The sequence below is a fragment of the Zoogloea ramigera genome, assembly GCF_006539865.1.
Classification (GTDB): Bacteria; Pseudomonadota; Gammaproteobacteria; order Burkholderiales; family Rhodocyclaceae; genus Zoogloea; species Zoogloea ramigera.
The window spans coordinates 25,813-50,341 of the sequence record NZ_BJNV01000026.1; the positions used below are offsets into that span (position 1 = coordinate 25,813).

A 24,529-nucleotide genomic window follows, 5' to 3' on the forward strand; every position below is an offset into this window, starting at 1 on the left:
CCGGGTCACCTCCCCCAGGCGCATCCACGCCAACCGGGCATCCGTTGGCCTGCGTGATGACCCACGTCGCGCCGGTCAGAGCATCCCCCGCTCGCGGATGAAGCGAATCACCGCGTCCAGCCCCTCGCCGGTCTTGAGGTTGGTGAACACGAAGGGCCGCTCGCCGCGCTGGGCCTTCGCGTCGTGGGCCATCACCTCGAGCGAGGCGCCGACCAGCGGCGCGAGGTCGATCTTGTTGATGACGAGCAGATCCGACTTGGTGATGCCGGGGCCGCCCTTGCGGGGGATCTTCTCACCGGCGGCCACGTCGATCACGTAGAGCGTGAGGTCGGAGAGCTCGGGGGAGAAGGTGGCGGCGAGGTTGTCGCCGCCGGATTCGATGAGGATCAGCTCGACGGCGGGGAAGGCGCGCTCGAGGCGGTCGACCGCTTCGAGGTTGATCGAGGCGTCCTCGCGGATCGCCGTGTGGGGGCAGCCGCCGGTCTCGACGCCGATGATGCGCTCCGGCGCGAGCGCCGAGTGGTTGACCAGAAATTTGGCATCCTCGGCGGTGTAGATGTCGTTGGTGACGACGGCCATGTCGATCTGCTCGCGCAGGGCCTGGCACAGGGCGAGGGTCAGGGCGGTCTTGCCGGAGCCGACGGGGCCGCCGATGCCGACTCTAAGGGCTTGTTTGTTCATGGTTCAGGACCTGAAGAGACGTGAATACTGGGTTTCGTGGCGGGCGCAGGCGATCGCGAAGGCCGGCGTGAAGTTGGACCAGCGGGCCTCGGGCCGCTGCCGGGCCGCGGCGGCGACCTCGACGATGCGCCTGCCCAGCCGGGCCAGCAGGCGCTGGCCGGCGGCCTGGCCGAGGGGCACGGCCTTGAGGGCGGCCATCACCTGGTTTTCGGCCCATGACCACAGGTAGGCGCACAGCGCGGCGTCGGGGTCGATCTGCCAGCGGGCGGCGATGCCGGCCCACACGGTGGGAAAGGCCACCTCGGGCTGCGCGTCGGTGACGGCGAGCACCGGCGCCAGACTGTCGTCGCGCAGGTCGCGCAGCAGGCGGCGCATCGAGAAGCCCATCTGGGCGGTCTCGGCGCGCAGCTCGGCGGACTCGCGGCTGGCCAGGAAGTCGGCGTCGAGGCGGGCGACCTCGGCATGGTCGTCCGCCTGCCAGGCGGCGATCAGGGCCGCGACCAGCGGTGCCTCGTAACCGCCAATGCCATGCTCGAGCAGGTCGGCGACCCAGCGCCCGGCGCTGGCCTCGTCGCGGATCACGCCACTCTCCACCGCCCATTCGAGGCCTTGCGAATAGGTGTAGGCGCCCACCGGCAGGGCCGGGCTGGCCAGTTGCAGCAGGCGGACGAGTTGCAGGCTCACCGTGGCTTGAACTCGTGGATGCGCGGTACCGACCGGTGGGGGCCGTGGCCGGGATCGTGCAGGTCGGCGGCATCGTCGTGGTGGTGATGCCCGCCGCCGTAGGCGCCGGCCTCGGGCTGGAAGGGTGCCTCGATCTCGGCGACGCTACAACCGAGGCCCTTGATCATGTCGGCCAGCACGTGGTCGGCCTGGAAGCGCAGCCGGCCGCCGGCCTCGGTGGGCAGGATCTGCACCGGCACGTGGCGGTTGCCCAGGTGGTAGGCGGCGCGGGCGAAGAGCAGCGGGCTGTCGGCGATGGCCTCGATGAGCTTCTCGGGGGCGGCGACGATCTCGACGACGGTGCCGCCGTCGTCGGTAATCAGCCGGTCGCCACCCTGCAGGTGCTCGCCCCGCTCGAGGAAGATGCCCGCCTCGCGGCCGGAGGCCAGCGTGAGGCGCAGGCGGCTGCGCTTGCGGGCGTCGTAGCTGAGGGCCACCGAGTCGGTGGCGGGCAGCTGGGTGCGTCGGGTGAGGAGGATCATGTCAGAACAGGAAGTAGCGTTGTGCCAGCGGGAGCTCGGTGGCCGGTTCGCAGACCAGATGCACACCGTCGGCCTTGACCACGTAGGTCTCCGGGTCGACGGTGATCTCGGGGGTGGCGCCGTTGTGCACCATGTCGGCCTTGGTGAGGGTGCGCGTGCCCGAGACGGCGACCAGCGGCTTCTGCAGCCCGAGGGCGGCGATCGCCGGATTGTGCAGCGCGGCCTGGGAGACGAAGGTGACGGAGGTCTTGAGGGCCTTGCCGTAACTGCCGAACATCGGCCGGTAATGCACCGGCTGGGGCGTGGGGATGGAGGCGTTGGGGTCGCCCATGGCCGCCGCGGCGATCATGCCGCCCTTGAGGATCAGGCTCGGCTTGACGCCGAAGAAGGCCGGCTTCCACAGCACCAGGTCGGCGAGCTTGCCGACCTCGATGGAGCCCACGGTGTGGGCGATGCCGTGGGTGAGCGCCGGGTTGATGGTGTATTTGGCGATGTAGCGCTTGACCCGGAAGTTGTCGTGGCGGGGCGTGTCCTCAGGCAGGGCGCCACGCTGCAGCTTCATCTTGTGGGCGGCCTGCCATGTGCGGATGATCACCTCGCCGACGCGGCCCATGGCCTGGGAGTCGGAGCTCATCATCGAGAACACGCCCAGGTCGTGCAGGATGTCCTCGGCGGCGATGGTCTCGCGGCGGATGCGGCTCTCGGCAAACGCCACGTCCTCGGCGATCGCCGGGTCGAGGTGGTGGCACACCATCAGCATGTCGAGATGCTCGTCGATAGTGTTCACCGTGTAGGGCATCGTCGGGTTGGTGGAGCTGGGCAGCACGTTGGGCAGCCCGGCCGCCTTGATGATGTCCGGCGCGTGGCCGCCGCCCGCCCCTTCGGTGTGGAAGGTGTGGATGGTGCGGCCCTTGAAGGCGTCGATGGTGGCCTCGACGAAGCCCGATTCGTTGAGGGTGTCGGTGTGGATGGCCACCTGCACGTCCATCTCGTCGGCCACGCCCAGGCAGCAGTCGATGGCCGCCGGCGTGCTGCCCCAGTCTTCGTGCAGCTTGAGGCCGATGACGCCGGCCTCGACCTGCTCGCGCAGGGCCTCGGGCAGGCTGGCGTTGCCCTTGCCGAGGAAGCCGAGGTTCATCGGGAAAGCGTCGGCCGCCTCGAGCATGCGGTGGATGTGCCACGGCCCCGGCGTGCAGGTGGTGGCGTAGGTGCCGGTGGCCGGGCCGGTGCCGCCGCCGATCATGGTGGTGACGCCGGAATTGAGCGCCTCCTCGATCTGCTGCGGGCAAATGAAGTGGATGTGGCTGTCGATGCCGCCGGCGGTCACGATCATGCCCTCGCCGGCGATGACCTCGGTGCCGGGGCCGACAATGATCGTCACACCCGGCTGGATGTCCGGGTTGCCGGCCTTGCCGATGGCGGCGATGCGGCCGCCCTTGAGGCCGATGTCGGCCTTCACGATGCCGGTGACGGCGTCGACGATGAGGGCGTTGGTGATCACCGTGTCGGCGGTCTCGGCCGACACCCGCTGGCTCTGGCCCATGCCGTCGCGGATGACCTTGCCGCCGCCGAACTTAACCTCCTCGCCGTAAATCGTGTGGTCATGCTCGACCTCGATGATCAGCGCGGTGTCGGCGAGGCGCAGGCGGTCGCCGGTGGTGGGGCCGAACATCTCGGCGTAGGCCTGGCGTGAAATTTTGGTGCTCATTCGAGCGCTCCCTGGACGAGGCCGCGGAAACCATAAACCTTGCGCTCGCCGGCCAGCGCCACCAGCTGCACGGTGCGCGTCTGGCCCGGCTCGAAGCGCACCGCGGTACCGGCGGCGATGTCGAGCCGGTAGCCTCGCGCCGCCTCGCGGTCGAAGGCGAGGCCGGCGTTGGTCTCGTGGAAATGGTAGTGGGAGCCGACCTGGATAGGCCGGTCGCCGGTGTTGGCGACGACCAGCGTGATCGTCGGGCGGCCGACGTTGAGTTCGAGCTCGCCGGGCTCGGCGAGGAGTTCGCCGGGGATCATTCGCGGCCCTTCCCACGAGCAAGGAGGTAGACCAGCAGGCCGACGGCGACGAGGCCGGGCAGCACGTGTTCGGGCGTGAACCAGTGGGCCCAGCCGTCGACCACGCCGTGGCCGGGATGCGCCAGGGCCAGGGCGGGCGAAGCCGCCGGCACGGCCGCGGCGATGCGCTTGAACAGGGGTGTCATGGCAAGCTCCTCGGGGGTCAGACGATGGGGTTGTGGACGGTGACCAGCTTGGTGCCGTCCGGAAAGGTCGCTTCGACCTGGATCTCGGGGATCAGCTCGGCGATGCCGTCCATCACGTCGGCGCGGCCGAGCACCTGGGTGCCCAGGTGCATCAGCTCGGCCACGGTGCGGCCGTCACGGGCGCCTTCCATGATCGCGCAGGTGATCAGCGCGACGGCTTCCGGGTAGTTGAGCTTCAGGCCGCGGGCCTTGCGCCGCTCGGCGAGCAGGCCGGCGGTGAAGATCAGGAGCTTGTCCTTCTCGCGTGGCGTGAGTTCCATTCAGCGTACTCCTTCAGGTGTTCCAGATTCGGGGCGGGACGGCCGGGCGGCCGCAGCAGGCCGGGCGCAGGGTCTGCCACAGGCGGGCGAACCACAGCCGGGCGGCCTCACTGTTGTCGCCCAGGTAGCGGGCGACGAGCACGCCGGGCAGCGCGGTGATGCCGTGGCTGGCGCCGTCGCCCGGAGCGATGGCGCGCAGCGCTTCGAGCAGGCCTGCGGCCTGCCGCGGCAGGTCGGGGAAGGCGCACAGCAGCGTGCCGCCCACGCCGTGGCCGGCCCAGCCGGCGGGGCTGGCGAGCATCGGGTCGGCACCATCGAAGCCGCCGCGCTCCAGCCAGATCGGCGCACCGCCACGCTCGACGCGGCACAGCAGGTCGAAGCGGCCGTGCTCGAAGCGTTCGCCGGCGGCAGCCCGGCCGAGGCACAGGATGTCCCAGCCGATAAAGCGGCTGTCGGCCGCCAGCCGGACGCGGGTCTCCATGCGCGCCCGGGCACCGTCGAAGACGATGGTTTCCTGGGGCAGCCATTCCAGCGCGGCGCCCTCCTCCACCGTCAGCTCGAGGCGCTGCGACGCCTCCGGCCCGCCGCTGCGGTACCACTTGCCGGCCCCCGGCGTGGTGAGCTGGGCGTGGGCGCCGGCGCCCACGGTGGCGGAGATCAGCAGGTGGTCGCCCCCGGCGATGCCGGACGGCGGATGCAGCACGATGGCCTGGCAGACGCCCTCGCCCTCCGGGTAGAGGGCCTTCTGCACGCGCAGGGGGCCGTGGTGGCGGTTGTCGCGCAGCACCGTGCGCTCGCCCGTGCGGGCGAAGGCGAGGTGCAGCGCGGCGTGCCAGGCGGGCGCGGGCGAGACGGAGGGAAGGCGCGAGTTCATGGCCGGATTATCCGGATAAGGCGGCGGGCGTGGGAGTTCGTTACTCAGACCGCCAGCGCCTCGCGCACGCCGTCCTGGGGCATCGTCTCTCCCCTGCCCCGCATGATGAACTCGCCGCGCTCCATCAGCAGGTACTGGTCGGCCAGCGATTCGGCAAAGTCGTAGTACTGCTCGACGAGCAGGATCGCCATCTCGCCGGTCTGCGCCAACATGCGGATGGCGCGCTCGATATCCTTGATGATGGACGGCTGGATGCCTTCGGTGGGCTCGTCGAGGATCAGCAGCTTGGGCCCCATCGCCAGCGCGCGGCCGATGGCGAGCTGTTGCTGCTGGCCGCCGGAGAGGTCGCCGCCGCGGCGGTGCATCATCTTGGCGAGCACCGGGAACATCTCGAAGATGCGCTCGGGGATCTTGCTACTGCCGGGCCGGGTGGCGAGGCCCATCAGCAGGTTCTCTTCCACCGTGAGGCGCGGGAAGATCTCGCGGCCCTGCGGCACGTAGCCGATGCCGGCCTTGACGCGCTCGTGGGGCGGCAGGTGGGTGATGTCCCGGCCGTCGAAGCTCATGCTGCCTTCCCGGGTCTTGACCAGGCCCATCAGCGACTTGAGCAGCGTGGTCTTGCCGACGCCGTTGCGGCCCAGCAGGGTGGTCACTTCGCCGGTCTTCACCTCGAAACTGAGGCCGCGGAGGATGTGGCTGCCACCATAGGCCTGGTGGAGGGATTCGACTTTGAGCATGTTTCAGCGCCCCAGATAGACTTCGATTACGCGTTGATCGTTCTGCACCGTGGCCAGGTCGCCCTCGGCGAGCACCGAGCCCTCGTGCAGCACCGTGACCTTGCCGCCCAGCTTCTCGACGAAGGCCATGTCGTGCTCGACGACGACCAGCGAGTGCTTGCCGGCCAGCGACACGAAGAGCTCGGCGGTGCGCATCGTCTCGTCGTCGGTCATGCCGGCCACCGGCTCGTCGAGGAGCAGCAGCCTGGGCTCCTGCATCAGCAGCATGCCGATCTCGAGCCACTGCTTCTGGCCGTGGGACAGCAGCCCGGCCGGGCGGTCGGCCTCCTTGTCGAGGCGGATCAGGCGCAGCGTGTCGGCAATGCGGTCGCGGGCCTCGCCGGAGAGCCACGCGAACAGGCTGGTCCACACCCGCTTGTCGGTCTTCATTGCCAGCTCGAGGTTCTCGAACACCGTGTGGCGCTCGAAGATGGTGGGCTTCTGGAACTTGCGGCCGATGCCGGCGTGGGCGATCTCGGGCTCGGTGAGGCGCGTCAGGTCAATGGTCTGGCCGAAAAAGGCCTTGCCCGCGTCGGGCCGCGTCTTGCCGGTGATGACGTCCATCATGGTCGTCTTGCCGGCGCCGTTGGGGCCGATGATGCAGCGCAGCTCGCCGGCGTCGATGGTCAGGTTGAGCTGGTTGAGCGCCCGGAAGCCGTCGAAGCTGACGGTGATGTCCTCCAGGTAGAGCGCCACGCCGTGGGACAGGTCGAGCCCGCCGGTGACGAGGTGGCCCATCTGCTCGGCACCGTGGCTGCCCTCCGGGCGGCCTTCGAGGGAGTGGGAAATGGCGGCGTTCATGCGGCGGCTCCTTCCTTGTTCATGAGTTTCTTCCACAGGCCGACCAGGCCCTGCGGCAGCATCAGCGTGACGACGATGAACAGCAGGCCGAGGAAGAACAGCCAGTATTCGGGGAAGCTGACGGTGAACCAGCTCTTGGCCAGGTTGACCACGAAGGCGCCGATGATCGGCCCGATCAGCGTGCCACGCCCGCCGACGGCAACCCAGATGGCGATTTCGATGGAGTTGCCGGGCGACATCTCGGACGGGTTGATGATGCCCACCTGGGGCACGTAGAGGGCGCCGGCAATGCCGCACAGCACCGCCGACACGACCCAGATGCCGAGCTTGTACCAGAGCGGGTTGTAGCCGATGAACATGACCCGGGACTCGGCGTCGCGGATCGCGGTGAGCACCCGCCCGAACTTCGACTTCACCAGCCAGGCGGCAAACACCAGCGTGGCCGCCAGCGCGAGGGCGGTGAGGCCGAACAGCACCAGCCGCGTCTCGGGGGCGGTGATGCCGTAGCCGAGGACGCGCTTGAAGTCGGTGAAGCCGTTGTTGCCGCCAAAGCCGGTCTCGTTGCGGAAGAACAGCAGCATCGCCGCGTAGGTGAGCGCCTGGGTGATGATCGAGAAATACACCCCCTTGATCCGCGAGCGGAAGGCGAAGTAGCCGAACACGAAGGCCACCAGGGCCGGCAGCGCCATCACCAGGAAGGCCGCCCAGCCGAAGCTGTCGCTGCCGAGCCAGAACCACGGCAGCTCCTTCCAGTCGAGGAAGACCATGAAGGCGGGCAGCTCGGCGGCATCGTGGCCGATCTGGCGCATCAGGTACATCCCGAAGGCGTAGCCGCCGAGCGCGAAGAACAGCCCGTGGCCGAGGGACAAGATGCCGCCGTAGCCCCAGATCAGGTCCATCGCCACCGCCACCAGGGCGTAGCACATGATCTTGCCGAGGAGCGTGATGGCGTAGGTGGAGACGTGGAAGGGGCTCTCCTCAGGTAGCGCCAGGTGCAGCACCGGCACGACGGCCAGGGCCAGGCCCAGGAAGACGGCCATGGCGATCCAGGCCCTGGTGTCCAGCGAGGACAGGATGCGAACGACGAGCGGCTTGCGCATGGTGTCCATTCCTTATTCGACGAAGCGGCCCTTGAGGGCAAAGATGCCCTGCGGACGCTTCTGGATGAAGACGATGATGGCGACGAGGACGGTGATCTTGGCGATCACCGCGCCCGCCCAGCCTTCGAGCAGCTTGCTGAAGATGCCCAGGCCCAGCGCGGCCCACACGGCGCCGGCCAGCTGGCCGACCCCGCCGACCACCACCACCATGAACGAATCGACGATGTAGCCCTGCCCCATGTCCGGCCCGACGTTGGAGATCTGCGACAGCGCCACCCCGCCCAGCCCGGCGATGCCGGCGCCGAGCGCGAAGGCCATCGTGTCGATGCGGGCGGTGTGCACCCCGACGCAGCCGGCCATCGGGCGGTTCTGGGTGACGGCGCGGACGAACATGCCCAGCCGCGTGCGGTTCATCAGCACCCACACCAGGAACAGCACGAACATCGCGAAGCCGACGATGATGATGCGGTTCCAGGGCAGCAGCAGGTTGGGCATCACCTCGATGCCGCCGGACATCCAGCCGGGGTTGGCGACCTCCACGTTCTGCGCCCCGAAGGCCACCCGCGCGGCCTGGATCAGCACCAGCGAGATGCCCCAGGTGGCGAGCAGGGTTTCCAGCGTGCGGCCGTACAGCCAGCGGATCACCGTGCGCTCCATCACCACCCCGACGGCCGCCGCGGTGAAGAAAGCCACCGGGATCGCCGCCGGCAGGTACCAGTCGATGAGGCCCGGCGCGTAGGCGCGGAACAGGCTCTGCACGCCGTAGGTGGCGTAGGCGCCGACCATCAGCAGCTCGCCGTGGGCCATGTTGATGACGCCCATCACCCCGTAGGTGATGGCGAGCCCCAGCGCCGCGAGGAGCAGGATGGAGCCCAGCGACAGGCCCGAGAAGACCCGCCCGAGGTTCTCGGCGACGGCGAGGCGGCCGTCGATCGCCTTGACCGCCTCGATGGCCGCGTAGCGCACCTTGTCGTCTGCCTCACCAGCCTTGTCGGTGAGGGGCAACAGCATGCTCTTGACGGCAGGCGAGGCGGTGTCGGCCAGGGCCTTGACCGCTGCCAGCCGGACGGCCGGGTCGGCGTCGCCGAGGGTGGCCTGGGCGTGGGCCACCACCAGCAGCGCCTTGATGCCGGCGTCGGTCTCCCGCTCCAGGGCCCGGGCCAGCAGCGGCGCCATGCCGGCATCGGCGCTGGCCTGCAGCGCCTGGGCCGAGGCCCGCCGCACGGCGGCATCCGCGTCGAACAGCTTGAGGGCTGCAAGGGCGTTGGCGAGCTCGCCGCGGAGGCGGTTGTTCACCGTCACCGCCTCCGGCTCGGCCGGCATGTCGACGGCGGCCCCGGTGGCGGCGTCGAAGGCCTGCTCGCCGCTGATGATCAGCGCCTTGTCCCGGGCGACATAGAGGGCATCGTCGGCCATCGCCTGGAGCACGCGCACGGCGTCCGGGTCGGCCGTCTGCGTGAGCTGGCGGATGGCGGCGACCTTGTCGGCCGAATCTTCGGCCGCCAGCTGGCGGACCTGCGCCGGGTCGAGGGCCGCGTGGGCGCTCACGCCGGCAGCGCAGAGCAGTACGAGGAGTAGTTTTTTGATCATGGGATGTCCGTCCGCAGTTTGTGCAGTGCAATGCCAGCTTACGGACCGGGCCGCTGCCCAGAAATACGCTGAATTGCGTAGGGCTACGCAGGCCGCCCCCAAAACGAAAACGGGGGCCGAAGCCCCCGCTGCAGACACTGGCCGAGCCGGCTTACTTGGCCTCGGGCTCGCCCTTTTTCTTGTCGTTGCCCGGGATGTAGGGGCTCCACGGCGCAGCCTTGACCGGGCCGGGGGTCTTCCAGACCACGCTGAACTGGCCGTCGGCCTTCACCTCGCCTAGGAACACCGGCTTGTGCAGGTGGTGGTTCTTCTCGTCCATCTTCACGGTGAAGCCGGAGGGCGCCTTGAAGCTCTGGCCGGCCATCGCGGCGATCACCTTGTCGGTGTCGGTGGACTTGGCCTTCTCGACGGCCTGGGCCCACATGTGGATGCCGATGTAGGTGGCCTCCATCGGGTCGTTGGTGACCACGGTGCCGGCGTTCGGCAGCTTCTTGCGGACGGCCCAGTCCTTGTACATTTTGATGAACCTGGCGTTCTCGGGGTTCTTCAGGGACTGGAAGTAGTTCCACGCCGCCAGGTGGCCGACCAGCGGCTTGGCATCGACGCCGCGCAGCTCCTCCTCGCCCACCGAGAAGGCCACCACCGGCACATCGGTGGCCTTCAGGCCAGCGTTGCCGAGTTCCTTGTAGAAGGGCACGTTGGAGTCGCCATTGATGGTGGACACCACCGCCGTCTTCTTGCCCTCGGAGGCGAACTTCTTGATCTTGGCGATGATGGTCTGGTAGTCGCTGTGGCCGAAGGGGGTGTACTCCTCCATGATGTCGGCGTCGGCGACGCCCTTGGTCTTCAGGAAGGCGCGCAGGATCTTGTTGGTGGTGCGCGGGTACACGTAGTCGGTGCCGAGCAGCACGAAGCGCTTGGCCTCGCCGCCGTCCTTGCTCATCAGGTATTCGACCGCCGGGATAGCCTGCTGGTTGGGCGCCGCGCCGGTGTAGAAGACGTTCTTCTCGAGCTCCTCGCCCTCGTACTGCACCGGGTAGAACAACAGGCCGTTGAGCTCTTTGTACACCGGCAGCACCGACTTGCGGGACACCGACGTCCAGCAGCCGAAGGTCACCGCCACCTTGTCCTTGGTCAGCAGCTGACGGGCCTTCTCGGCGAACAGCGGCCAGTTGGAGGCCGGGTCCACCACCACCGGCTCGAGCTGCTTGCCCATCACGCCGCCGGCCTTGTTGATCTCCTCGATGGTCATCAGCGCGGTTTCCTTCAGCGCCGTTTCGGAGATCGCCATCGTGCCCGACAGCGAGTGCAGGATGCCAACCTTGATGGTGTCGGCGGCGTGGGCGCTCATGCCCATCGAAGCCAGGGCGGCGGCCACTATGGTGGCCTTGATGAAGTGACGACGGTTGCTCATGGAAGGCTCCTCGGACGTTGGATGATCTGGCCGCGTTGTTGCGGTGCAGCGCCAGATTACGGCCGGGGTGCCGGGTGAGAAATACGTTGGATTGCGTAGGTGCCGCCGGGGTGGCCCGGCGACGGGTGTCAGCTGCCGCGCATCCGGCCCATCGCCAGGTTGGCGGCTGCGGTGCGGGTCTCGACGCCGAGCTTCTCGAAGACGTGCTCCAGGTGCTTGTCCACGGTGCGCGGGCTGCTGCCCAGGATGTCGCCGATGTCCTTGCTGGTCTTGCCGCGCACGACCCAATACAGCACCTCGGCCTCGCGCTGGGTGAGGCGGAAGGCGGAGATCAGCGACTCGACGGCGGAGGCGTCGTTCTCCTCGCGCAGCACGACCAGCCATTCGTCATCGCCGGTGCGGTCGTGGAAGGAGGCCAGCAGGCGCTTGTTGCCCTCGGAGATCAGCAGGGAGGCCGGCTCGCGGCCCTCGCCCCGGGCGCGCCGGGCCGCGGCGATCCAGGCCAGCAGCTCTTCCGGCGCCACGGTTTCGGGGTTGGCGAAGTAGGTGTTGAGCAGGGTCCGGGCCAGCGGCGTCTGCCAGACGATGCGGCTGTCGGCGGCGCGCACCGCGACGGTGGCCTGGCCGAAGGCGTCGAGGGCGCTGCGGGCCTGGCGCATCTGGCGGGCGTTGGTGATGTGGGCGGCGATCCGCGCGATCACCTCGGCCGGGCGGATCGGCTTGGTCACGTAGTCGGCACCGCCGGCGGCAAAGGCAGCGACGATGTGCTCGGTCTCGGTCAGCCCGGTCATGAAGACGATCGGGATGTGCTGGGTCGTGAAGTCGGCCTTCAGGCGGCGGGCCACCTCGAAGCCGTCCATGCCGGGCATCAGCGCATCGAGCAGGATGACCTCGGGCAGGCTCTGGCGGGCCCGCTGCAGCGCCGCCTCGCCGTTGGTGGCGACGAGCACCGTGTGCCCCGCCTCGTCGAGGGCGTCGTGAAGCAGGGAGAGGTTCTCGGGCACGTCGTCCACGACCAGGACGATGTGGGAGAGGGCGTTTTCATTGGGGGGCATTGCTGGCCTTCCGGATGATTTCCTTCATCGCGTCGAACTGGAATTGTCGCGCCAGATCGCGCAGCACCCGGACAAATTCGGCATGGGCCGTATCCTGGCGCTCGATCTCGCCCAACTTGTTGAGGATGCCACGCAGGTAGCCGAGGTTGATCAGGTCGACCAGCGCCTCCAGCTCGGCCGCCCCCGGCGGCACCAGCGGCGGCGGAGTCACCGGGGCCGGCGCGGCGGCCGGCGGCAGCGTGCCGCTGCTGACCCACTCCAGCTCCAGCACGCGCCCGATCCAGTCGAGGAGCTCGTTGAGCTTGAAGGGCTTGACGATGAAGTCGTCCGGGCCGATGCCCACATCGTTGTCGAGGTTCTTGTCGAAGGCGTTGGCAGACAGGATCGCCAGGCGGGCGCTGCCGAGGCCCTGCTGGCGCAGCCGCCGGATCGTCTCCCAGCCGTCGATGCCGGGCATGCCGAGATCCATGAAGATCACGTCCGGAGCAAGGCGCGGCACGATGGCCAGGCATTCGAAACCGCTCGCCGCCTGCTCGACGATGAAGCCGAGGGGCTCGAGCATGGTGCAGAGCAGCTCCCGGTCCACCTTTTCGTTATCGACCACCAGAATCCGCCGCCGCACACCGGCGTACGCGACGCGGTCGACGCGGGGCAGCTCCCGGGCAGCCTGGGCCGAATGCACCTGGGGCAGGAACAGGCGGATGCGGAACAACGTCCCCTCCCCCGGCTGGCTGGAGACCTGCATCTCGCCGCCCATCAGGTCGGTGAGCATGCGGGCGATGGTCAGGCCGACCCCGCTGCCCGCCGCCGTCACGTTGCTGCCGCGAGCAAAGGGCTCGAAGATGCGCTGCATGTCGTCGGCCAGGATGCCCGGGCCGCTGTCGCGGATCTCGAAGGTCGCCATCTCGCGTCGGCATTCCACGCGGAAGACGACGCCGCCCCGCACGGTGAACTTCACCGCGTTGCCGAGGACGTTGATGAGGATCTGGCGCAGCCGCTTCTCGTCGGCCCGCACGATGGCCGGCAGCGCGCCCACCGGCTGGTAGTCGAAGGAGAGCCCCTTGTCGCGGGCCTGGAGCTCGAACATCCAGACCAGCTGCTGCAGCAGCTCCGGGAAATCCATGGCCTTGATGTCGAGGGTCAGCTTGCCGCCCTCGATGCGGGCGATGTCGAGGGTCCGCTCGATCACCGACAGCAGGTGGTCGCCGGACTTGCGGATCACGCTCACCGCCTGCCTGCGGTTGGGCGGGATGTCGTCGTCGGCGGCCAGGATCTGCGCGTAGCCGAGGATGCTGTTGAGGGGCGAGCGCAGCTCGTGGCTGATCGCCGTGATGTAGCGGCTCTTGGCCTGGTTGGCCTGCTGCAGCGCGGTGTCGGTGCGCCGATGGGATTCGATCTCCTGCATCAGCAGCTGGGTCTGGCGGTTGGACTCCTCCTGGGCGACCCGCCGGCTCTTCTGGGTCAGCACCATCCACCAGGCGAGCACGCCGGAGAGCATCAGGAGGGCGGCGAAGGTCTTGACGAAGGTGTCCTTCAGGCGTGCCACGGCGGCCAGGTCGTCGGCGCCGACGATCAGCACTTCGTGGGTGTACAGCACGCCGAGGATCAGCGCGAGCAGCGGCACGATGCCGGCCATCAGCAGCAGGTAATGGGCGAGCCCGGTATCGATGTAGGGCTGGGCCGCGCGGGGCAGAACCCGGCGCAGCAGGGCCAGCCACTGGGCCGACAGGCTGGCGCTCGGCTTGCACAGGTCGTGGCAGCGGGCATCGAGGGAGCAGCACAGGGAGCAGATCGGCCCCTGATAGGCCGGGCAATGGGCCATCTCCTCACCTTCGTAGGGCCGTTCGCAAACCACGCAGACACCGGCGGCAGATGCCGCCACAGGGCGCACCAAGTAGTAACGCCCCCCGTCGCCCAGGCGATCAGTGGCGAGAAGACGAAGGCGCCGGCCAGCGCGATGAAGGAGGCGTAGGGCGCCACCTCGCTTCCGAACAAACCGGCAAACGCGCAGATGGAGAGCGCCGACGCGATCGCCATCGCACCGAGCCCCACCGGGTTGATGTCGTACAGGTTGCTGCGCCTGAACTCCAGCCCGGCAGGCGACAGCCCGAGAGGCTTGTTGATGACCAGGTCGGCAACCACCGCCGCCATCCACGAAATGGCGATGTTGGAATACAGGCCGAGCACCTGCCCGATGGCCTGGAAGACGTTCAGCTCCATCAGCATCAGCGCGATCAGGCAGTTGAAGACCACCCACACGACGCGCCCCGGGTGGCTGTGGGTCAGGCGGGCAAACACGTTCGACCAGGCCAGCGAGCCCGCGTAGGCGTTGGTGACGTTGATCTTGAGCTGCGAGACGATCACGAACACCACCGTCGCGGCGATCGCCAGGCTGGTGTTGTCGAAGACGTGGGAGAAGCCGATCAGGTACATCTGGTTGGGGTCGACCGCCCGCTCCGCCGGCACCGCATTGCGCAGGGCCAGCCAGGCCAGCAGCGCACCGCCCAGCATCTTGAGGACACCCGGCACGACCCAGCCCGGGCCACCCAGCATGACGGCCGCCCACCAGCGTCGCCGATTGGCGGCCGTCTTCACCGGCATGAAGCGAAGGTAATCCACCTGCTCGGCGATCTGGGTGACGAGGGCGATGCCGATGCTCAGCGCGGCACCGAACAACTGAAAGTCGAAGACCGTGCCGTGGCCGCGCTCACCGCCGTAATGCACCAGGCCACGCAGCGCGTCGGGCTCCTCGGCCAGCACGAAGGCGTAGGGCAGCACCAGCAGAAAAAGCCACAGGGGCTGGGTCCAGGCCTGCAGCTTGCTGATCCAGGTGACGCCGTGGGTCACCAGCGGGATCACCGCCAGTGCGCAGACCAGGTAGCCCCAGGCCGGCGGCAGCCCGAAGGCCAGCTCCAGCGCGTAGGCCATGATGGCCGCCTCGAGGGCGAAGAAGATGAAGGTGAAGCTGGCATAGATCAGCGAGGTGATGGTCGAGCCGATATAGCCGAAGCCCGCGCCCCGGGTGAGGAGATCCATGTCCAGCCCATGGCGGGCAGACATCACGCAGACCGGCAGGCCGAGCAGGAAGATGATCAGCCCGGTGGCCAGGATGCCCCAGAACGCGTTGATGAAGCCCGCCTCGATGAGCATGGTGGCCCCGACCGCCTCCAGCACCAGGAAGGCGGCCGCGCCAAAGGCGGTGTTGGCAACCCGCCATTCCGACCACTTCCGGAAGCTGGGCGGCGTGAAACGCAGCGCGTAATCCTCGAGCGTTTCGTTGGCGACCCAGGTGTTGTAGTCGCGCCTAACCTTGACGACGCGTTGGGCGGGCGGATGGGCATTCGATGTCATCCGTGGATTAAAACATGAAGCCCGCCGGGGGCGGCGGCGGCCCAACACTCCGGCCCTCGCCGTGCCTGCTGGCGTCGCGGCCTGCGCATGAAACGCATCACAAAGCCCGGGACCGGGCGGAAGGGGGCACCCATCGCCAGACTACCCGGGGCGATACACCCGGAGCCCAGGCTTCGATACCCCTTACATTTCCACACCACTCCTTACAAGCTTCCGGCCTGCCTTGCTCTACAGTCGGGCCATGCACCATGTCTGCCATCCGCAGCAGACCGCCTCCAACAACCCCGGAGAACAATCATGAAACTCTTGCTCAAACACCTGCTGGCCGTCCTCGCCCTGACCGCCTTCACCGGCTGCGCCAACATGAACGCCCAGCAGAAGAACACTGCAATCGGCGCTGCCATCGGCGGCGTGGCCGGCTCGGTGCTCACCAACGGTAGCTCCGTCGGCACCGTCGGCGGCGCTGCGGTGGGTGGAGTGATCGGCAACCAGATCAAGCGCTGAGCCTCCTCAGCCCGCCCCGATGGACGAGAACCCGGCTGCGGCCGGGTTCTTCTTTTTGTGCCTCCCGACCTGCCTTCGGCGACAATCAAGGCTTTCGGAGGAAGGCGGATCATGGGCTGGGAGCCAGAGCGATACCTGCAGTTTGCCGACGAACGCCTGCGCCCGGCGCAGGATCTTCTCGCCCGGATTCCCCTCCCGGCGCCGGCTCGGGTGGTGGACCTGGGCTGCGGCCCGGGCAACGTCACCCGCCTCCTCGCAGGCCGCTGGCCGCGGGCGCAGATCACCGGCGTCGACGCCTCGGCCGCCATGCTCGAGCGGGCTCGCCCCACCCTGCCCGAGGCCCGCTTCGAGCTCGCCGACATCCGCCACTGGACGCCTGCCGAAGCCCCCGACCTGATCTTCTCGAATGCCGCGCTGCACTGGCTGGACGACCACCCTTCCCTCTTCCCACGCCTGCTCTCGCTGCTCGCGCCGGGTGGCGTGCTCGCCGTGCAGATGCCCGGCAACTTCGACGCGCCGTCCCACCGCCTGATCCGCGAGCTGGCCGCAGCACCGGCCTGGGCCGAGATGCTCACCGAGGCCCGGATGGGGGCGGTGCTGGGCATGTCCGACTATCACCATCTCCTCGCCCCCCACTGCACCCAGCTGGCCCTGTGGGAGAGCATCTACTGGCAGCGCCTGAGCGGCCCCGCCCCCGTGCTCGACTGGCTGCGCGGCACCACCCTGCTCCCCTATCTCGCACCGCTCACCACCGCCGATCAGGCACGCCTGCTGGCCGAACTCGCACTGCAGCTCGCCGAGGCCTATCCCCCCGACGCCTCGGGCACCACGCTGTTTCCCTTCCGCCGCATCTTTCTGGTGGCCTGCCGATGAGCATGCAGCGCCTGTGCGACGAGGCCGCCCGCCTGATCCAGGGCGCCGACGGGTTGATGATCACCGCGGGGGCCGGCATGGGCGTCGATTCCGGGCTGCCCGACTTTCGTGGCAACGCCGGCCTGTGGCGCGCCTATCCAGCCCTGGCCGGGGCACGCATCGCCTTCGAGGAGATCGCCAGCCCCGACGCCTTCGTGCGTAGCCCAGCCCTCGCCTGGGGCTTCTACGGGCACCGGCTCAACCTGTACCACCGCACCGTGCCGCACCCAGGTTTCGCGATCCTGCAGGCCATCGGGGCACGCCTTCCCCGCGGGAACTTCATATTCACCTCGAACGTGGACGGCCAGTTCCAGCGGGCCGGTTTTGACGAAAACCGGGTCTGCGAAGTGCACGGCTCCATCCACCACCTGCAATGCCTGGACGGCTGCGACGGGCGCATCACCCCAGCCGACGGCTTCGAGCCGGAGGTGGACGAAGACGCCTGCCTACTGCGCTCTCCCCTGCCCCGCTGCACCGGCTGCCACGCGCTCCTGCGGCCCAATGTGCTGATGTTCGGCGACTGGGGCTGGCTGAGCCAGCGCACCGCCGCCCAGCGCCGGCGGCTGGAGGCCTGGCTGGGCGGCACGCAGCGAGCGGTCGTGATCGAGATCGGTGCCGGCCTGCACGTCCCCACAGTGCGTTGGTTCAGCGAGACGCTGGGCGAGCCACTGATCCGCATCAACCCCACCGAGCCCGACATTCCGGGCCGCGGCGTCAGCCTGCCCATGGGTGGCCTGGCCGCCCTCGAGGGCATCCAGCAGGCCTTGTTGCAGCGCGGCTTCTTCGAGCGCTGAATATTGTTTCACGTGAAACATTGAGCATGGACCCACTCTTTCTCCTCCTGCCTGCGGGCGCCTTCTTTGCCGGCCTGGTCGACGCCGTGGTGGGCGGCGGCGGCCTGATCCAGATCCCGCTGCTGTTCTCTGCCTTCCCCAACGCGACGCCGGCAACCCTGTTCGGCACCAACAAGCTGGCCAGCGTCGTGGGCACCACCAGCGCCGCGATTCATTACGGGCGGCGCATCACAATCCCCTGGCCCATCGTCGGCCCCGCCGCCGCTGCGGCCGCCATCGGCGCCTGGCTCGGCGCCCGCGCGGTGTCGCTGTTTCCGCCGGTCGCCCTGCGGCCGCTGATATTGGCGCTGCTCATCGCCGTGGCCATCTACACCTTCATCCGCAAGGATTTCGGCATCCATCACCAGCGCCTGTCGAACCCTCGCCGGGAGCTGCGCTTGGCCGTCGCCATTGGTGCCGGCATCGGTTTCTACGACGGCTTCTTCGGCCCGGGCACCGGCAGCTTCCTGATCTTCCTGTTCATCCGGCTGCTGCAGATGGACTTTCTGCACGCCTCGGTGATGGCCAAGATCGTCAACGTCAGCACCAACCTCGCCGCGATCGGCTTTTTTGTCTCCCACGGGGAGGTGTTCTGGAAGGTCGCGGCGGTAATGGCCCTGTGCAACCTGGCCGGCTCCCAGGTAGGTGCAGCCATCGCCCTGCGCTACGGCGCGGCCTTCATCCGCAAGGCCTTCCTGGTCGTGGTCACCGTGCTGATCCTGCGCTTCAGCGCCGACATCTTCCTTGCCTGAGAGATTTGTTTCACGTGAAACAACAGCCGATCACCCTAGCCCTGGCGCCCGACGCGACGCTCACGCTCCATGCCAGCGCCCCACCAATCGAGGTGCGCAGCAGCTTCCAGCACATCTCGGTGGAACACACGGCATCCTTTGGCCAACTCTACCGCCTCGACGGCGACGCCATGGCCGCCGAGGCCGACGAGTTCATGATCCACGAAAGCCTTGCCCACCTCGCCGCCCTCGAACACCCCGCGCCACGCCGAGCCATCATCCTCGGCGGCGGTGATGGCGCCAGCGCCCGCGAGCTCCTAAAACACCCGAGCCTCACGCGCATCGTCGTTGCCGAACTCGACCCGCTCGTCGTCAGCACCCTGCGTGAGCACATCCGCTCCCTCTCCACCGGCGCCTTCGACGACCCGCGCGTGGAACTCTGCGTCGGCGACGCCGCCCGCAGCCTGAAGGCCCTCCACGACCAGGGCGAGGCGTTCGACCTGATCCTCTTCGACCTCACCGAGACCGACGACCCCGCCTGCGCCCACCTCCACGACGACGTCTTCCTGGCCCTGTGCGCCGCCAGCCTCGGCCCCGCCGGCATCGCCCACGTCCAGCTCGGCTCGCCCTTCTACCAACCGGACAAGGTCCGCAACCTGTGCCAACGCCTGCGGCGCAGCTTCGCAAACGTCCGCCTCAGCCTGATCCATGCGCCGCTTTACGGCGGCCCCTGGCTGCTTGCACGCTGCCGCACCCAGCCCACGCCCGGCCCCGACGCCAATCTCCTGCAACAACGGCTAGAAGAACGCGGCATCCGCGGCCTGCGCTACTACAATCCAGCCCTGCACCTCGCCAGCGAGGCCCTGCCCAACCACCTGCGCGACCTGCTCGCCTGACGCCATGCCCACTCCTGCCCACCCCGCGCCCCCGACTCGCCTGCCCGAGGACAGCCTCGGCTACGCCCTGCTCACCAGCGCCGAGCTGATTGCCGAAGTCGTCGGCGGCACCGCCCTCACCGATGCCCTGGCCCGCCTGTGGGCCGCCCACCCGGCCACCCCGGCCGGCGTCCGCGGCGCCATTCTCGACCTCACCTACAGCACCCTGCGCGACTACGGCCGGCAGGACTTCATCCTCGGCAAGCTGCTCCAGAAGCCGCTGCCCGAGCCGGTTCAATCGCTGCTGCGGGTCGCCCTGCATCGCCTCGCCGTGCGCCCCGACACCGCCCACACGGTGGTCGACCAGGCTGTCAGCGCCGCATCCAACCTGATCGGCGGCAAGTTCAAGGGCGTCGCCAACGGCGTGCTGCGCAACGCCCTGCGCCAGTCCGGCGAGCTCGCCCAGGCCGCCGACACCGACATGGTCGCCGAGCACCGCCACCCGCCCTGGTGGATCCGTCGCCTCAAGAATCAATACCCGCAAAAATGGCGCGCCATCCTCGCCGCCGGCAACACCCACCCGCCGATGGCCCTGCGGGTCAATCCGCTGCGGGCCAGCGACGACGAAGTGCTGGCCGACTTTGCCGCGGCCGGCATCACCGTAAAACGCCTCGCCGCGGGCACCCTGCTCCTCGACCAGCCGCTGTCCGTCAGCCGCCTCCCGGGGTTTGCCGAAGGCTGCCTCAGCGTGCAGGACGCCGGCGCCCAGCACGCTGCGCGCTATCTCGATCTTGACGACGGCCAGCGCGTGCTCGACGCCTGCGCCGCGCCCGGCGGCAAGAGCGCCCACATCCTCGAGACGGCCGACGTGGCCCTCACCGCCCTCGACAGCAGCCCCGTCCGGGCCCAGCGGATCAGCGAAAACCTGGCCCGCCTCGGCCTCGCCGCCGAGGTGAAGGCCAGTGACTGCCGCAAGCTCGACGCCTGGTGGGACGGCCGCCCCTTCGAGCGCATCCTCGCCGACGTGCCCTGCTCCGCCTCCGGCGTGGTGCGCCGCAACCCCGACATCAAGTGGCTGCGCCGCTCCGACGACATCCCGCGCTTCGCCGCCCAGCAGGCGGAGATCCTCGAGGCCCTGTGGCAGACCCTCGCGCCGGGTGGCAAAATGCTCTATGCGACCTGCTCGGTGTTTGCCGAAGAGAACGGGGATCAGATCACCGCCTTTGCGGCCCGCCACCCCGATTGCCGCCGCCTCCCCATCGCGGGGCAACTCGACTGCCAGTACCTGCCTTGCGCCGAACATGACGGATTCTTCTACGCCCTGCTCGAGAAAACCGCCTGAGCGCCGTCGCTTCATCGGCGGCGTGGTGGCCCTCGCCGCGGCATCCAGCCTCGGCCTCGCCCCCACGCCGGCAACGGCCGCCGAGGCGGAGATCCGCAACGTCGCGCTGGTGCTCGCCGACGACACCTACGTGCTCAACGCCGACATCGTCGCCGAGCTCACCCCGCTGCTGGCCGACGTGGTGGCCCGCGGCGTATCCCTCTACTTCGTCACCGAGTTCGAACTCGCAGCGCCGCGCTGGTACTGGCTGGACGAGGAGATCGTCACCAAGAGCCTCACCTATCGGCTCTCCTACCAGTCCCTCACCCGCCAGTACCGCCTCACCAGCGGCGCCCTGCACCAGAACTTCGGCAGCCTCGAAGAAGCCCTGCGCACCATGCTGCGCATCCGCAACTGGAGCGTCGCCGAGCGCGCTGCGCTGCGCGTCGGCCGCAGCTACAACGCCGCACTGCGCTTCCGCCTCGACGTGGCCGAGCTGCCCAAGCCGCTGCAGGTGAGCGCCCTTGGCCGCAAGGACTGGAACCTCAGCTCCGACTGGTACCGCTGGACCTTCGCCGCCGGACGGGACGCCCGATGAGGCCCACCGTCCTCGTCGTCGCCGCAGCGATCGCCGGCATCCTGCTGTTCCTGCTCGCCACCGCCAGCGCCAACACCCCCTTCTTCGCCCGCAACTACACCTTGCTGCTGGGGCTCAACGGCATCATCGCGCTGGGCCTCGCCAGCCTGGTGTTCGTGCAGCTGCGCGGGCTGTGGCAGGAATACCGCTCGCGGCGTTTCGGCTCGCGGCTCAAGCTGCGCCTGATGGCCATCTTCGCCGCGATGGCGGTGGTGCCGGGCGTGCTGGTGTATGCGGTGTCCCTGCAGTTTGCGGTGAAGAGCATCGAATCGTGGTTCAACGTACGGGTCGACACCGCCCTCGAGAGCGGCCTGCAGCTCGGCCGCGCCTCCCTCGAGATGCTCCTCGACCAGCTCGCGGTCAAGGCCGACCGCATGGCCCAGGAGCTCGAGACCGCACCGCAGCTCCGCTCGCCGCTGCTCAACGAGCTGCGCGAGCGCCACGGCGTCGAGTCGGCCACCGTCTTCTCGCCCGGCGGCAAGATCATCGCCACCGCCGACGCCCAGCTGTCGGCGCTGATGCCCGAGCAGCCCACCGCCGCCCAGCTCCGCGAAGCCCGCCAGAGCCGCGGCTACCGCGCCACCGAAGGCCACGCCGCCGACGGGCTGCTGCTGCGGGTGATCGTGCCTATCCCCTCCCGCCGCCTCAGCGAACCCCAGCTCTTGCAGATCACCCAGGACGTCCCCCAGACCTTCGCGATGCACGCCGAGAGCGTCGAGGCCGTGCACCGCGACTACCAGGAGCTGTCCCTCGCCCGCAACGGCCTGAAGAGCATCTACACCCTCACCCTGACACTCACGCTGCTGCTGGCCCTGTTCGCCGCCGTGGCGGTCGCCTTCGTGCTCACCCGGCGCCTGGCCGCGCCGCTGTTCATCCTCGCCGAGGGCACCCAGGCAGTCGCCGCCGGCGACTTCAGCCCGCGCCAGGCCCTGCCCGCCCACGACGAGCTCGGCGTGCTGACCCAGTCCTTCAACCAGATGACGCGCCAGCTCGAAGACGCCCGCGCCCAGGCCGACAACAGCCGCGCCGCCGTCGAACGCAACCGGGCCTACCTCGAGAGCGTGCTGGCCAGCCTCTCGGCGGGCGTGCTCGCCTTCTCGCCGGACGGCCACCTGCGGGCCGCCAACCACGGCGCGATGACCATCCTCAACGACGGCCTCGACGGCTACGAGCACACCCGCCTCGCCGACTGGCAGGCCCACGCCGCGTTCCGCGACGCCCTCCTCGACGGCTTCGCCGCCACCGAGCCCGACTGGAACCGCCAGCTCGAATTCTCCAACCCCGACGGCAGCACCCAGACCCTGCTCCTCCACGGCACCCGCCTGCCCGACAGCACCGGCGGCGGCTGGGTGGTGGTGTTCGACGACATCACCCGCCTCATCGCCGCCCAGCGCACCGCCGCCTGGGCCGAGGTCGCCCGGCGCCTGGCCCACGAGATCAAGAACCCCCTCACCCCCATCCAGCTCTCCGCCGAGCGGCTGCACTTCAAGCTCGCCGACCGCCTCGACGACGAGGGCCGCCAGATGCTGGAGCGCTCCACCCAGACCATCGTCAACCAGGTCGAGGCCATGAAGAACCTGGTCAACGCCTTCCGCGACTACGCCCGCCTGCCCAGCCCGCAGATGACGCCCATCGACCTCAACGCCCTGGTCCGCGAGGTGCTGGGGCTCTACGAGGGTTCGCCGGTGATGATCCACGCCGAGCTCGGCACCGACCTGCCCCGCGTGCTGGGCGACGCTACCCAGCTGCGCCAGGTCATCCACAACCTGCTGCAGAACGCCGAAGACGCCCTGGCCGACCAGGATGACGCCGAGATCGAGCTGTTGACCCGCAGCGATTCCCGGCGGGTAGACTTGTTCCTGCGCGACAACGGCCCGGGCTTCGCCCCCGAGATCCTGTCCCGCGCCTTCGAACCCTACGTGACGACCAAGGCCCGTGGCACCGGGCTGGGCCTGGCCATCGTAAAAAAGATCATCGACGAACACGAAGGCGAGATCCGTCTTGCCAACCGAGAAACCGGCGGCGCGGAGATCCGCATCCGCCTGCGCAGCGCCCCCCAATCAGAACCCAGCGTCCATGGCCAAAATTCTCATCGTTGACGACGAAGTCGGCATTCGCGAGCTCCTCTCGGAAATCCTCCGCGACGAGGGGCACGACATCATCCTCGCCGAAAACGCCGCGGCCGCCCGGGCCGCCCGCAACGCCGCCCGCCCCGACCTCGTGCTGCTCGACATCTGGATGCCCGACACCGACGGCGTCAGCCTGCTCAAGGAATGGTCCGCCAACGGCCAGCTCACCATGCCCGTCGTGATGATGTCCGGCCACGGCACCATCGACACCGCCGTCGAGGCCACCCGCATCGGCGCGATGGAGTTTCTCGAAAAGCCCATCGCGCTCCAGAAGCTGCTCGCCGCAGTCAAGCGCGGCCTGGCCCGCATCAAGCCCGCCCACACCCCCAGCCCCCTGGGCCTCGGCGCCTTCGCCCGCTCCGCGCCGCTGCGCGACCTCAAGAAGCGCCTCGAGCAGATGGCCGACAAGTCGCGCATCATCCTGCTGCGCGTCGGCCCGGGCAGCCTCGCCGAGCTGTGCGCCCGCACCCTGCAACGCATCGGTACCCCGTGGCTCGACCTGTCCCTGTCCGCCGCCCCCCTCGAGCTCAACACCCTCGAGGGCGCACGCAACGGCCTGCTCTACGTGCCCGAGCTGTACTACCTGTCGCGGCCCCAACAGAAGAACCTGGTCTTCGCGATGGACCGCCTGGAGCGCCACGGCCACACCCTGGTCGTCGCCACCGAGCACGGTATCGACGAGCTCATCGAGCATGGCTGGGACGAGCGCGCCCTCACCCGGCTGTTCGAAGTCTCCCTGGCGCCGCCGGCCCTCGGCGAGATCCGCGACGAGATCCCCGAGATCGCCAGCCAGATCCTGCTCCACTTCGTCGAGGCCGGCGAGGTGCCGCCCCGCCGCCTCAGCTCGGCCGCCCTCAACGCGCTGCGCAACCGCAACTGGAGCGGCGGCTACGCCGAGCTGAAGGCCGCCATCAAGTCCCTCGCCCTGGGCACCCTGGAAGAAGAAATCGACATGGACGAAGTCGCCCATCTGCTGGTCAAGACGCCGACCGCGGCCCTCGGCCTACCCCTCGACCTGCCGCTCCGCGAGGCGCGGGAGATCTTCGAGCGGCTGTACTTCGAACACCACCTGCAGATCGACGGCAGCAACATGACCCGCCTCGCCGAAAAAACCGGCCTCGAGCGCACCCACCTCTACCGCAAGCTCAAGCAGCTCGGCATCAGCGTGGGCAAGCGTCACGACAACGGCGACGGCTGACCCGGCACACATCGGCCCGGCCTG

General features: G+C 68.9%; 25 protein-coding genes. 9 read left to right on the forward strand and 16 right to left on the reverse strand.

The annotated features are described in order from the left end of the window. Nucleotides 1–75 precede the first annotated feature (75 nt). The 16 genes from ureG to ZRA01_RS21005 all read right to left on the reverse strand — a co-directional run bounded on the left by ureG (nt 76) and on the right by ZRA01_RS21005 (nt 15,365). Nucleotides 76–681, reverse strand: coding sequence for an urease accessory protein UreG (gene ureG / locus ZRA01_RS09170; RefSeq protein ID WP_141351478.1), 606 nt, complete (start codon nt 679–681; stop codon nt 76–78). A 3-nt stretch (nt 682–684) separates the two neighbouring features. After that, nucleotides 685–1,365: an urease accessory protein UreF gene (locus ZRA01_RS09175; protein WP_141351480.1), complete on the reverse strand. Its 681-nt coding sequence runs from the start codon at nt 1,363–1,365 to the stop codon at nt 685–687. Beyond that, nucleotides 1,362–1,886, reverse strand: a complete 525-nt coding sequence (ureE, locus tag ZRA01_RS09180; protein ID WP_141351482.1) for an urease accessory protein UreE — start codon at nt 1,884–1,886, stop codon at nt 1,362–1,364. Before ureE ends, ZRA01_RS09175 begins: the two co-directional genes overlap by 4 nt. Nucleotide 1,887: 1 nt before the next feature. Beyond that, complete coding sequence (gene ureC / locus ZRA01_RS09185) at nt 1,888–3,594, reverse strand: urease subunit alpha (RefSeq protein WP_141351484.1); 1,707 nt, start codon at nt 3,592–3,594, stop codon at nt 1,888–1,890. Beyond that, nucleotides 3,591–3,899, reverse strand: coding sequence for an urease subunit beta (locus tag ZRA01_RS09190; RefSeq protein WP_141351486.1), 309 nt, complete (start codon nt 3,897–3,899; stop codon nt 3,591–3,593). Before ZRA01_RS09190 ends, ureC begins: the two co-directional genes overlap by 4 nt. Further along, nucleotides 3,896–4,084: a hypothetical protein gene (locus tag ZRA01_RS09195; RefSeq protein WP_141351488.1), complete on the reverse strand. Its 189-nt coding sequence runs from the start codon at nt 4,082–4,084 to the stop codon at nt 3,896–3,898. Before ZRA01_RS09195 ends, ZRA01_RS09190 begins: the two co-directional genes overlap by 4 nt. 17 nt (nt 4,085–4,101) lie before the next feature. Then, nucleotides 4,102–4,404: an urease subunit gamma gene (locus ZRA01_RS09200; RefSeq protein ID WP_141351490.1), complete on the reverse strand. Its 303-nt coding sequence runs from the start codon at nt 4,402–4,404 to the stop codon at nt 4,102–4,104. Nucleotides 4,405–4,417: 13 nt separating this feature from the next. After that, nucleotides 4,418–5,278, reverse strand: a complete 861-nt coding sequence (locus tag ZRA01_RS09205; RefSeq protein WP_141351492.1) for an urease accessory protein UreD — start codon at nt 5,276–5,278, stop codon at nt 4,418–4,420. A 44-nt stretch (nt 5,279–5,322) separates the two neighbouring features. Beyond that, nucleotides 5,323–6,015: an urea ABC transporter ATP-binding subunit UrtE gene (gene urtE, locus ZRA01_RS09210; RefSeq protein ID WP_141351494.1), complete on the reverse strand. Its 693-nt coding sequence runs from the start codon at nt 6,013–6,015 to the stop codon at nt 5,323–5,325. Nucleotides 6,016–6,018: 3 nt separating this feature from the next. Next, entirely contained in the window at nt 6,019–6,792 is a 774-nt protein-coding gene (urtD, locus tag ZRA01_RS09215; RefSeq protein WP_218028692.1) for an urea ABC transporter ATP-binding protein UrtD, read from the reverse strand. 59 nt (nt 6,793–6,851) lie between these two features. Further along, nucleotides 6,852–7,955, reverse strand: a complete 1,104-nt coding sequence (urtC, locus tag ZRA01_RS09220; protein WP_141351498.1) for an urea ABC transporter permease subunit UrtC — start codon at nt 7,953–7,955, stop codon at nt 6,852–6,854. A gap of 12 nt (nt 7,956–7,967) precedes the next feature. Then, entirely contained in the window at nt 7,968–9,545 is a 1,578-nt protein-coding gene (urtB, locus tag ZRA01_RS09225) for an urea ABC transporter permease subunit UrtB (RefSeq protein ID WP_141351500.1), read from the reverse strand. Nucleotides 9,546–9,696: 151 nt separating this feature from the next. Beyond that, nucleotides 9,697–10,959 (reverse strand): urea ABC transporter substrate-binding protein, encoded by a 1,263-nt coding sequence (gene urtA, locus ZRA01_RS09230; protein WP_141351502.1) that lies wholly within the window; start codon nt 10,957–10,959, stop codon nt 9,697–9,699. A 128-nt stretch (nt 10,960–11,087) separates the two neighbouring features. Then, entirely contained in the window at nt 11,088–12,014 is a 927-nt protein-coding gene (locus ZRA01_RS09235) for a response regulator (RefSeq protein ID WP_141351504.1), read from the reverse strand. Beyond that, nucleotides 12,001–13,650 carry an ATP-binding response regulator gene (locus tag ZRA01_RS21000; RefSeq protein ID WP_307724347.1) on the reverse strand — a complete coding sequence of 550 codons (1,650 nt, stop codon included), beginning with the start codon at nt 13,648–13,650 and terminating at the stop codon, nt 12,001–12,003. Before ZRA01_RS21000 ends, ZRA01_RS09235 begins: the two co-directional genes overlap by 14 nt. Beyond that, on the reverse strand, nt 13,650–15,365 hold the full coding sequence (locus ZRA01_RS21005; protein WP_246093512.1) for a purine-cytosine permease family protein: 1,716 nt from the start codon (nt 15,363–15,365) through the stop codon (nt 13,650–13,652). The genes ZRA01_RS21000 and ZRA01_RS21005 overlap by 1 nt, the downstream gene beginning before the upstream one ends. A 297-nt stretch (nt 15,366–15,662) precedes the next feature. Between ZRA01_RS21005 and ZRA01_RS09245 the strand changes: the two genes are divergently transcribed. From ZRA01_RS09245 to ZRA01_RS09285, 9 genes are all read left to right on the forward strand, one after another. Further along, the gene (locus ZRA01_RS09245; RefSeq protein ID WP_141351506.1) at nt 15,663–15,869 is read left to right on the forward strand and encodes a YMGG-like glycine zipper-containing protein; all 207 of its coding nucleotides are present in this window, start codon (nt 15,663–15,665) and stop codon (nt 15,867–15,869) included. Nucleotides 15,870–15,980: 111 nt separating this feature from the next. Continuing rightward, nucleotides 15,981–16,742, forward strand: a complete 762-nt coding sequence (tam, locus tag ZRA01_RS09250) for a trans-aconitate 2-methyltransferase (RefSeq protein WP_141351508.1) — start codon at nt 15,981–15,983, stop codon at nt 16,740–16,742. A gap of 2 nt (nt 16,743–16,744) precedes the next feature. Then, nucleotides 16,745–17,575 carry an SIR2 family NAD-dependent protein deacylase gene (locus ZRA01_RS09255; RefSeq protein WP_141351532.1) on the forward strand — a complete coding sequence of 277 codons (831 nt, stop codon included), beginning with the start codon at nt 16,745–16,747 and terminating at the stop codon, nt 17,573–17,575. 20 nt (nt 17,576–17,595) lie between these two features. Next, nucleotides 17,596–18,366 carry a sulfite exporter TauE/SafE family protein gene (locus ZRA01_RS09260; RefSeq protein WP_141351510.1) on the forward strand — a complete coding sequence of 257 codons (771 nt, stop codon included), beginning with the start codon at nt 17,596–17,598 and terminating at the stop codon, nt 18,364–18,366. A gap of 14 nt (nt 18,367–18,380) precedes the next feature. Next, a complete protein-coding gene (locus ZRA01_RS09265) occupies nt 18,381–19,241 on the forward strand; it encodes a spermine/spermidine synthase domain-containing protein (RefSeq protein WP_170182931.1) in 861 nt (286 codons plus the stop codon). A 4-nt stretch (nt 19,242–19,245) separates the two neighbouring features. Beyond that, a complete protein-coding gene (gene rsmB / locus ZRA01_RS09270) occupies nt 19,246–20,562 on the forward strand; it encodes a 16S rRNA (cytosine(967)-C(5))-methyltransferase RsmB (RefSeq protein WP_141351514.1) in 1,317 nt (438 codons plus the stop codon). Beyond that, nucleotides 20,522–21,139 (forward strand): DUF4390 domain-containing protein, encoded by a 618-nt coding sequence (locus ZRA01_RS09275; protein ID WP_141351516.1) that lies wholly within the window; start codon nt 20,522–20,524, stop codon nt 21,137–21,139. The genes rsmB and ZRA01_RS09275 overlap by 41 nt, the downstream gene beginning before the upstream one ends. After that, entirely contained in the window at nt 21,136–23,277 is a 2,142-nt protein-coding gene (locus ZRA01_RS09280) for a sensor histidine kinase (RefSeq protein WP_141351518.1), read from the forward strand. The genes ZRA01_RS09275 and ZRA01_RS09280 overlap by 4 nt, the downstream gene beginning before the upstream one ends. Then, nucleotides 23,255–24,505, forward strand: coding sequence for a sigma-54-dependent transcriptional regulator (locus ZRA01_RS09285; protein ID WP_141351521.1), 1,251 nt, complete (start codon nt 23,255–23,257; stop codon nt 24,503–24,505). The genes ZRA01_RS09280 and ZRA01_RS09285 overlap by 23 nt, the downstream gene beginning before the upstream one ends. Nucleotides 24,506–24,529 lie beyond the last annotated feature (24 nt).

Coding starts and splice junctions, on each gene's coding strand:
- ureG (WP_141351478.1), bottom strand. CDS start 681: ATGAACAAACAAGCCCTTAGAGTCGGCATCGGCGGCCCCGTCGGCTCC.
- ureE (WP_141351482.1), bottom strand. CDS start 1,886: ATGATCCTCCTCACCCGACGCACCCAGCTGCCCGCCACCGACTCGGTG.
- ureC (WP_141351484.1), bottom strand. CDS start 3,594: ATGAGCACCAAAATTTCACGCCAGGCCTACGCCGAGATGTTCGGCCCC.
- ZRA01_RS09190 (WP_141351486.1), bottom strand. CDS start 3,899: ATGATCCCCGGCGAACTCCTCGCCGAGCCCGGCGAGCTCGAACTCAAC.
- ZRA01_RS09195 (WP_141351488.1), bottom strand. CDS start 4,084: ATGACACCCCTGTTCAAGCGCATCGCCGCGGCCGTGCCGGCGGCTTCG.
- ZRA01_RS09200 (WP_141351490.1), bottom strand. CDS start 4,404: ATGGAACTCACGCCACGCGAGAAGGACAAGCTCCTGATCTTCACCGCC.
- ZRA01_RS09205 (WP_141351492.1), bottom strand. CDS start 5,278: ATGAACTCGCGCCTTCCCTCCGTCTCGCCCGCGCCCGCCTGGCACGCC.
- urtE (WP_141351494.1), bottom strand. CDS start 6,015: ATGCTCAAAGTCGAATCCCTCCACCAGGCCTATGGTGGCAGCCACATC.
- urtD (WP_218028692.1), bottom strand. CDS start 6,792: ATGGGCCACCTCGTCACCGGCGGGCTCGACCTGTCCCACGGCGTGGCG.
- urtC (WP_141351498.1), bottom strand. CDS start 7,955: ATGCGCAAGCCGCTCGTCGTTCGCATCCTGTCCTCGCTGGACACCAGG.
- urtB (WP_141351500.1), bottom strand. CDS start 9,545: ATGATCAAAAAACTACTCCTCGTACTGCTCTGCGCTGCCGGCGTGAGC.
- urtA (WP_141351502.1), bottom strand. CDS start 10,959: ATGAGCAACCGTCGTCACTTCATCAAGGCCACCATAGTGGCCGCCGCC.
- ZRA01_RS09235 (WP_141351504.1), bottom strand. CDS start 12,014: ATGCCCCCCAATGAAAACGCCCTCTCCCACATCGTCCTGGTCGTGGAC.
- ZRA01_RS21000 (WP_307724347.1), bottom strand. CDS start 13,650: ATGGCCGGCATCGTGCCGCTGCTCGCGCTGATCCTCGGCGTGCTGTAC.
- ZRA01_RS21005 (WP_246093512.1), bottom strand. CDS start 15,365: ATGACATCGAATGCCCATCCGCCCGCCCAACGCGTCGTCAAGGTTAGG.
- ZRA01_RS09245 (WP_141351506.1), top strand. CDS start 15,663: ATGAAACTCTTGCTCAAACACCTGCTGGCCGTCCTCGCCCTGACCGCC.
- tam (WP_141351508.1), top strand. CDS start 15,981: ATGGGCTGGGAGCCAGAGCGATACCTGCAGTTTGCCGACGAACGCCTG.
- ZRA01_RS09255 (WP_141351532.1), top strand. CDS start 16,745: ATGCAGCGCCTGTGCGACGAGGCCGCCCGCCTGATCCAGGGCGCCGAC.
- rsmB (WP_141351514.1), top strand. CDS start 19,246: ATGCCCACTCCTGCCCACCCCGCGCCCCCGACTCGCCTGCCCGAGGAC.
- ZRA01_RS09275 (WP_141351516.1), top strand. CDS start 20,522: ATGACGGATTCTTCTACGCCCTGCTCGAGAAAACCGCCTGAGCGCCGT.
- ZRA01_RS09280 (WP_141351518.1), top strand. CDS start 21,136: ATGAGGCCCACCGTCCTCGTCGTCGCCGCAGCGATCGCCGGCATCCTG.
- ZRA01_RS09285 (WP_141351521.1), top strand. CDS start 23,255: ATGGCCAAAATTCTCATCGTTGACGACGAAGTCGGCATTCGCGAGCTC.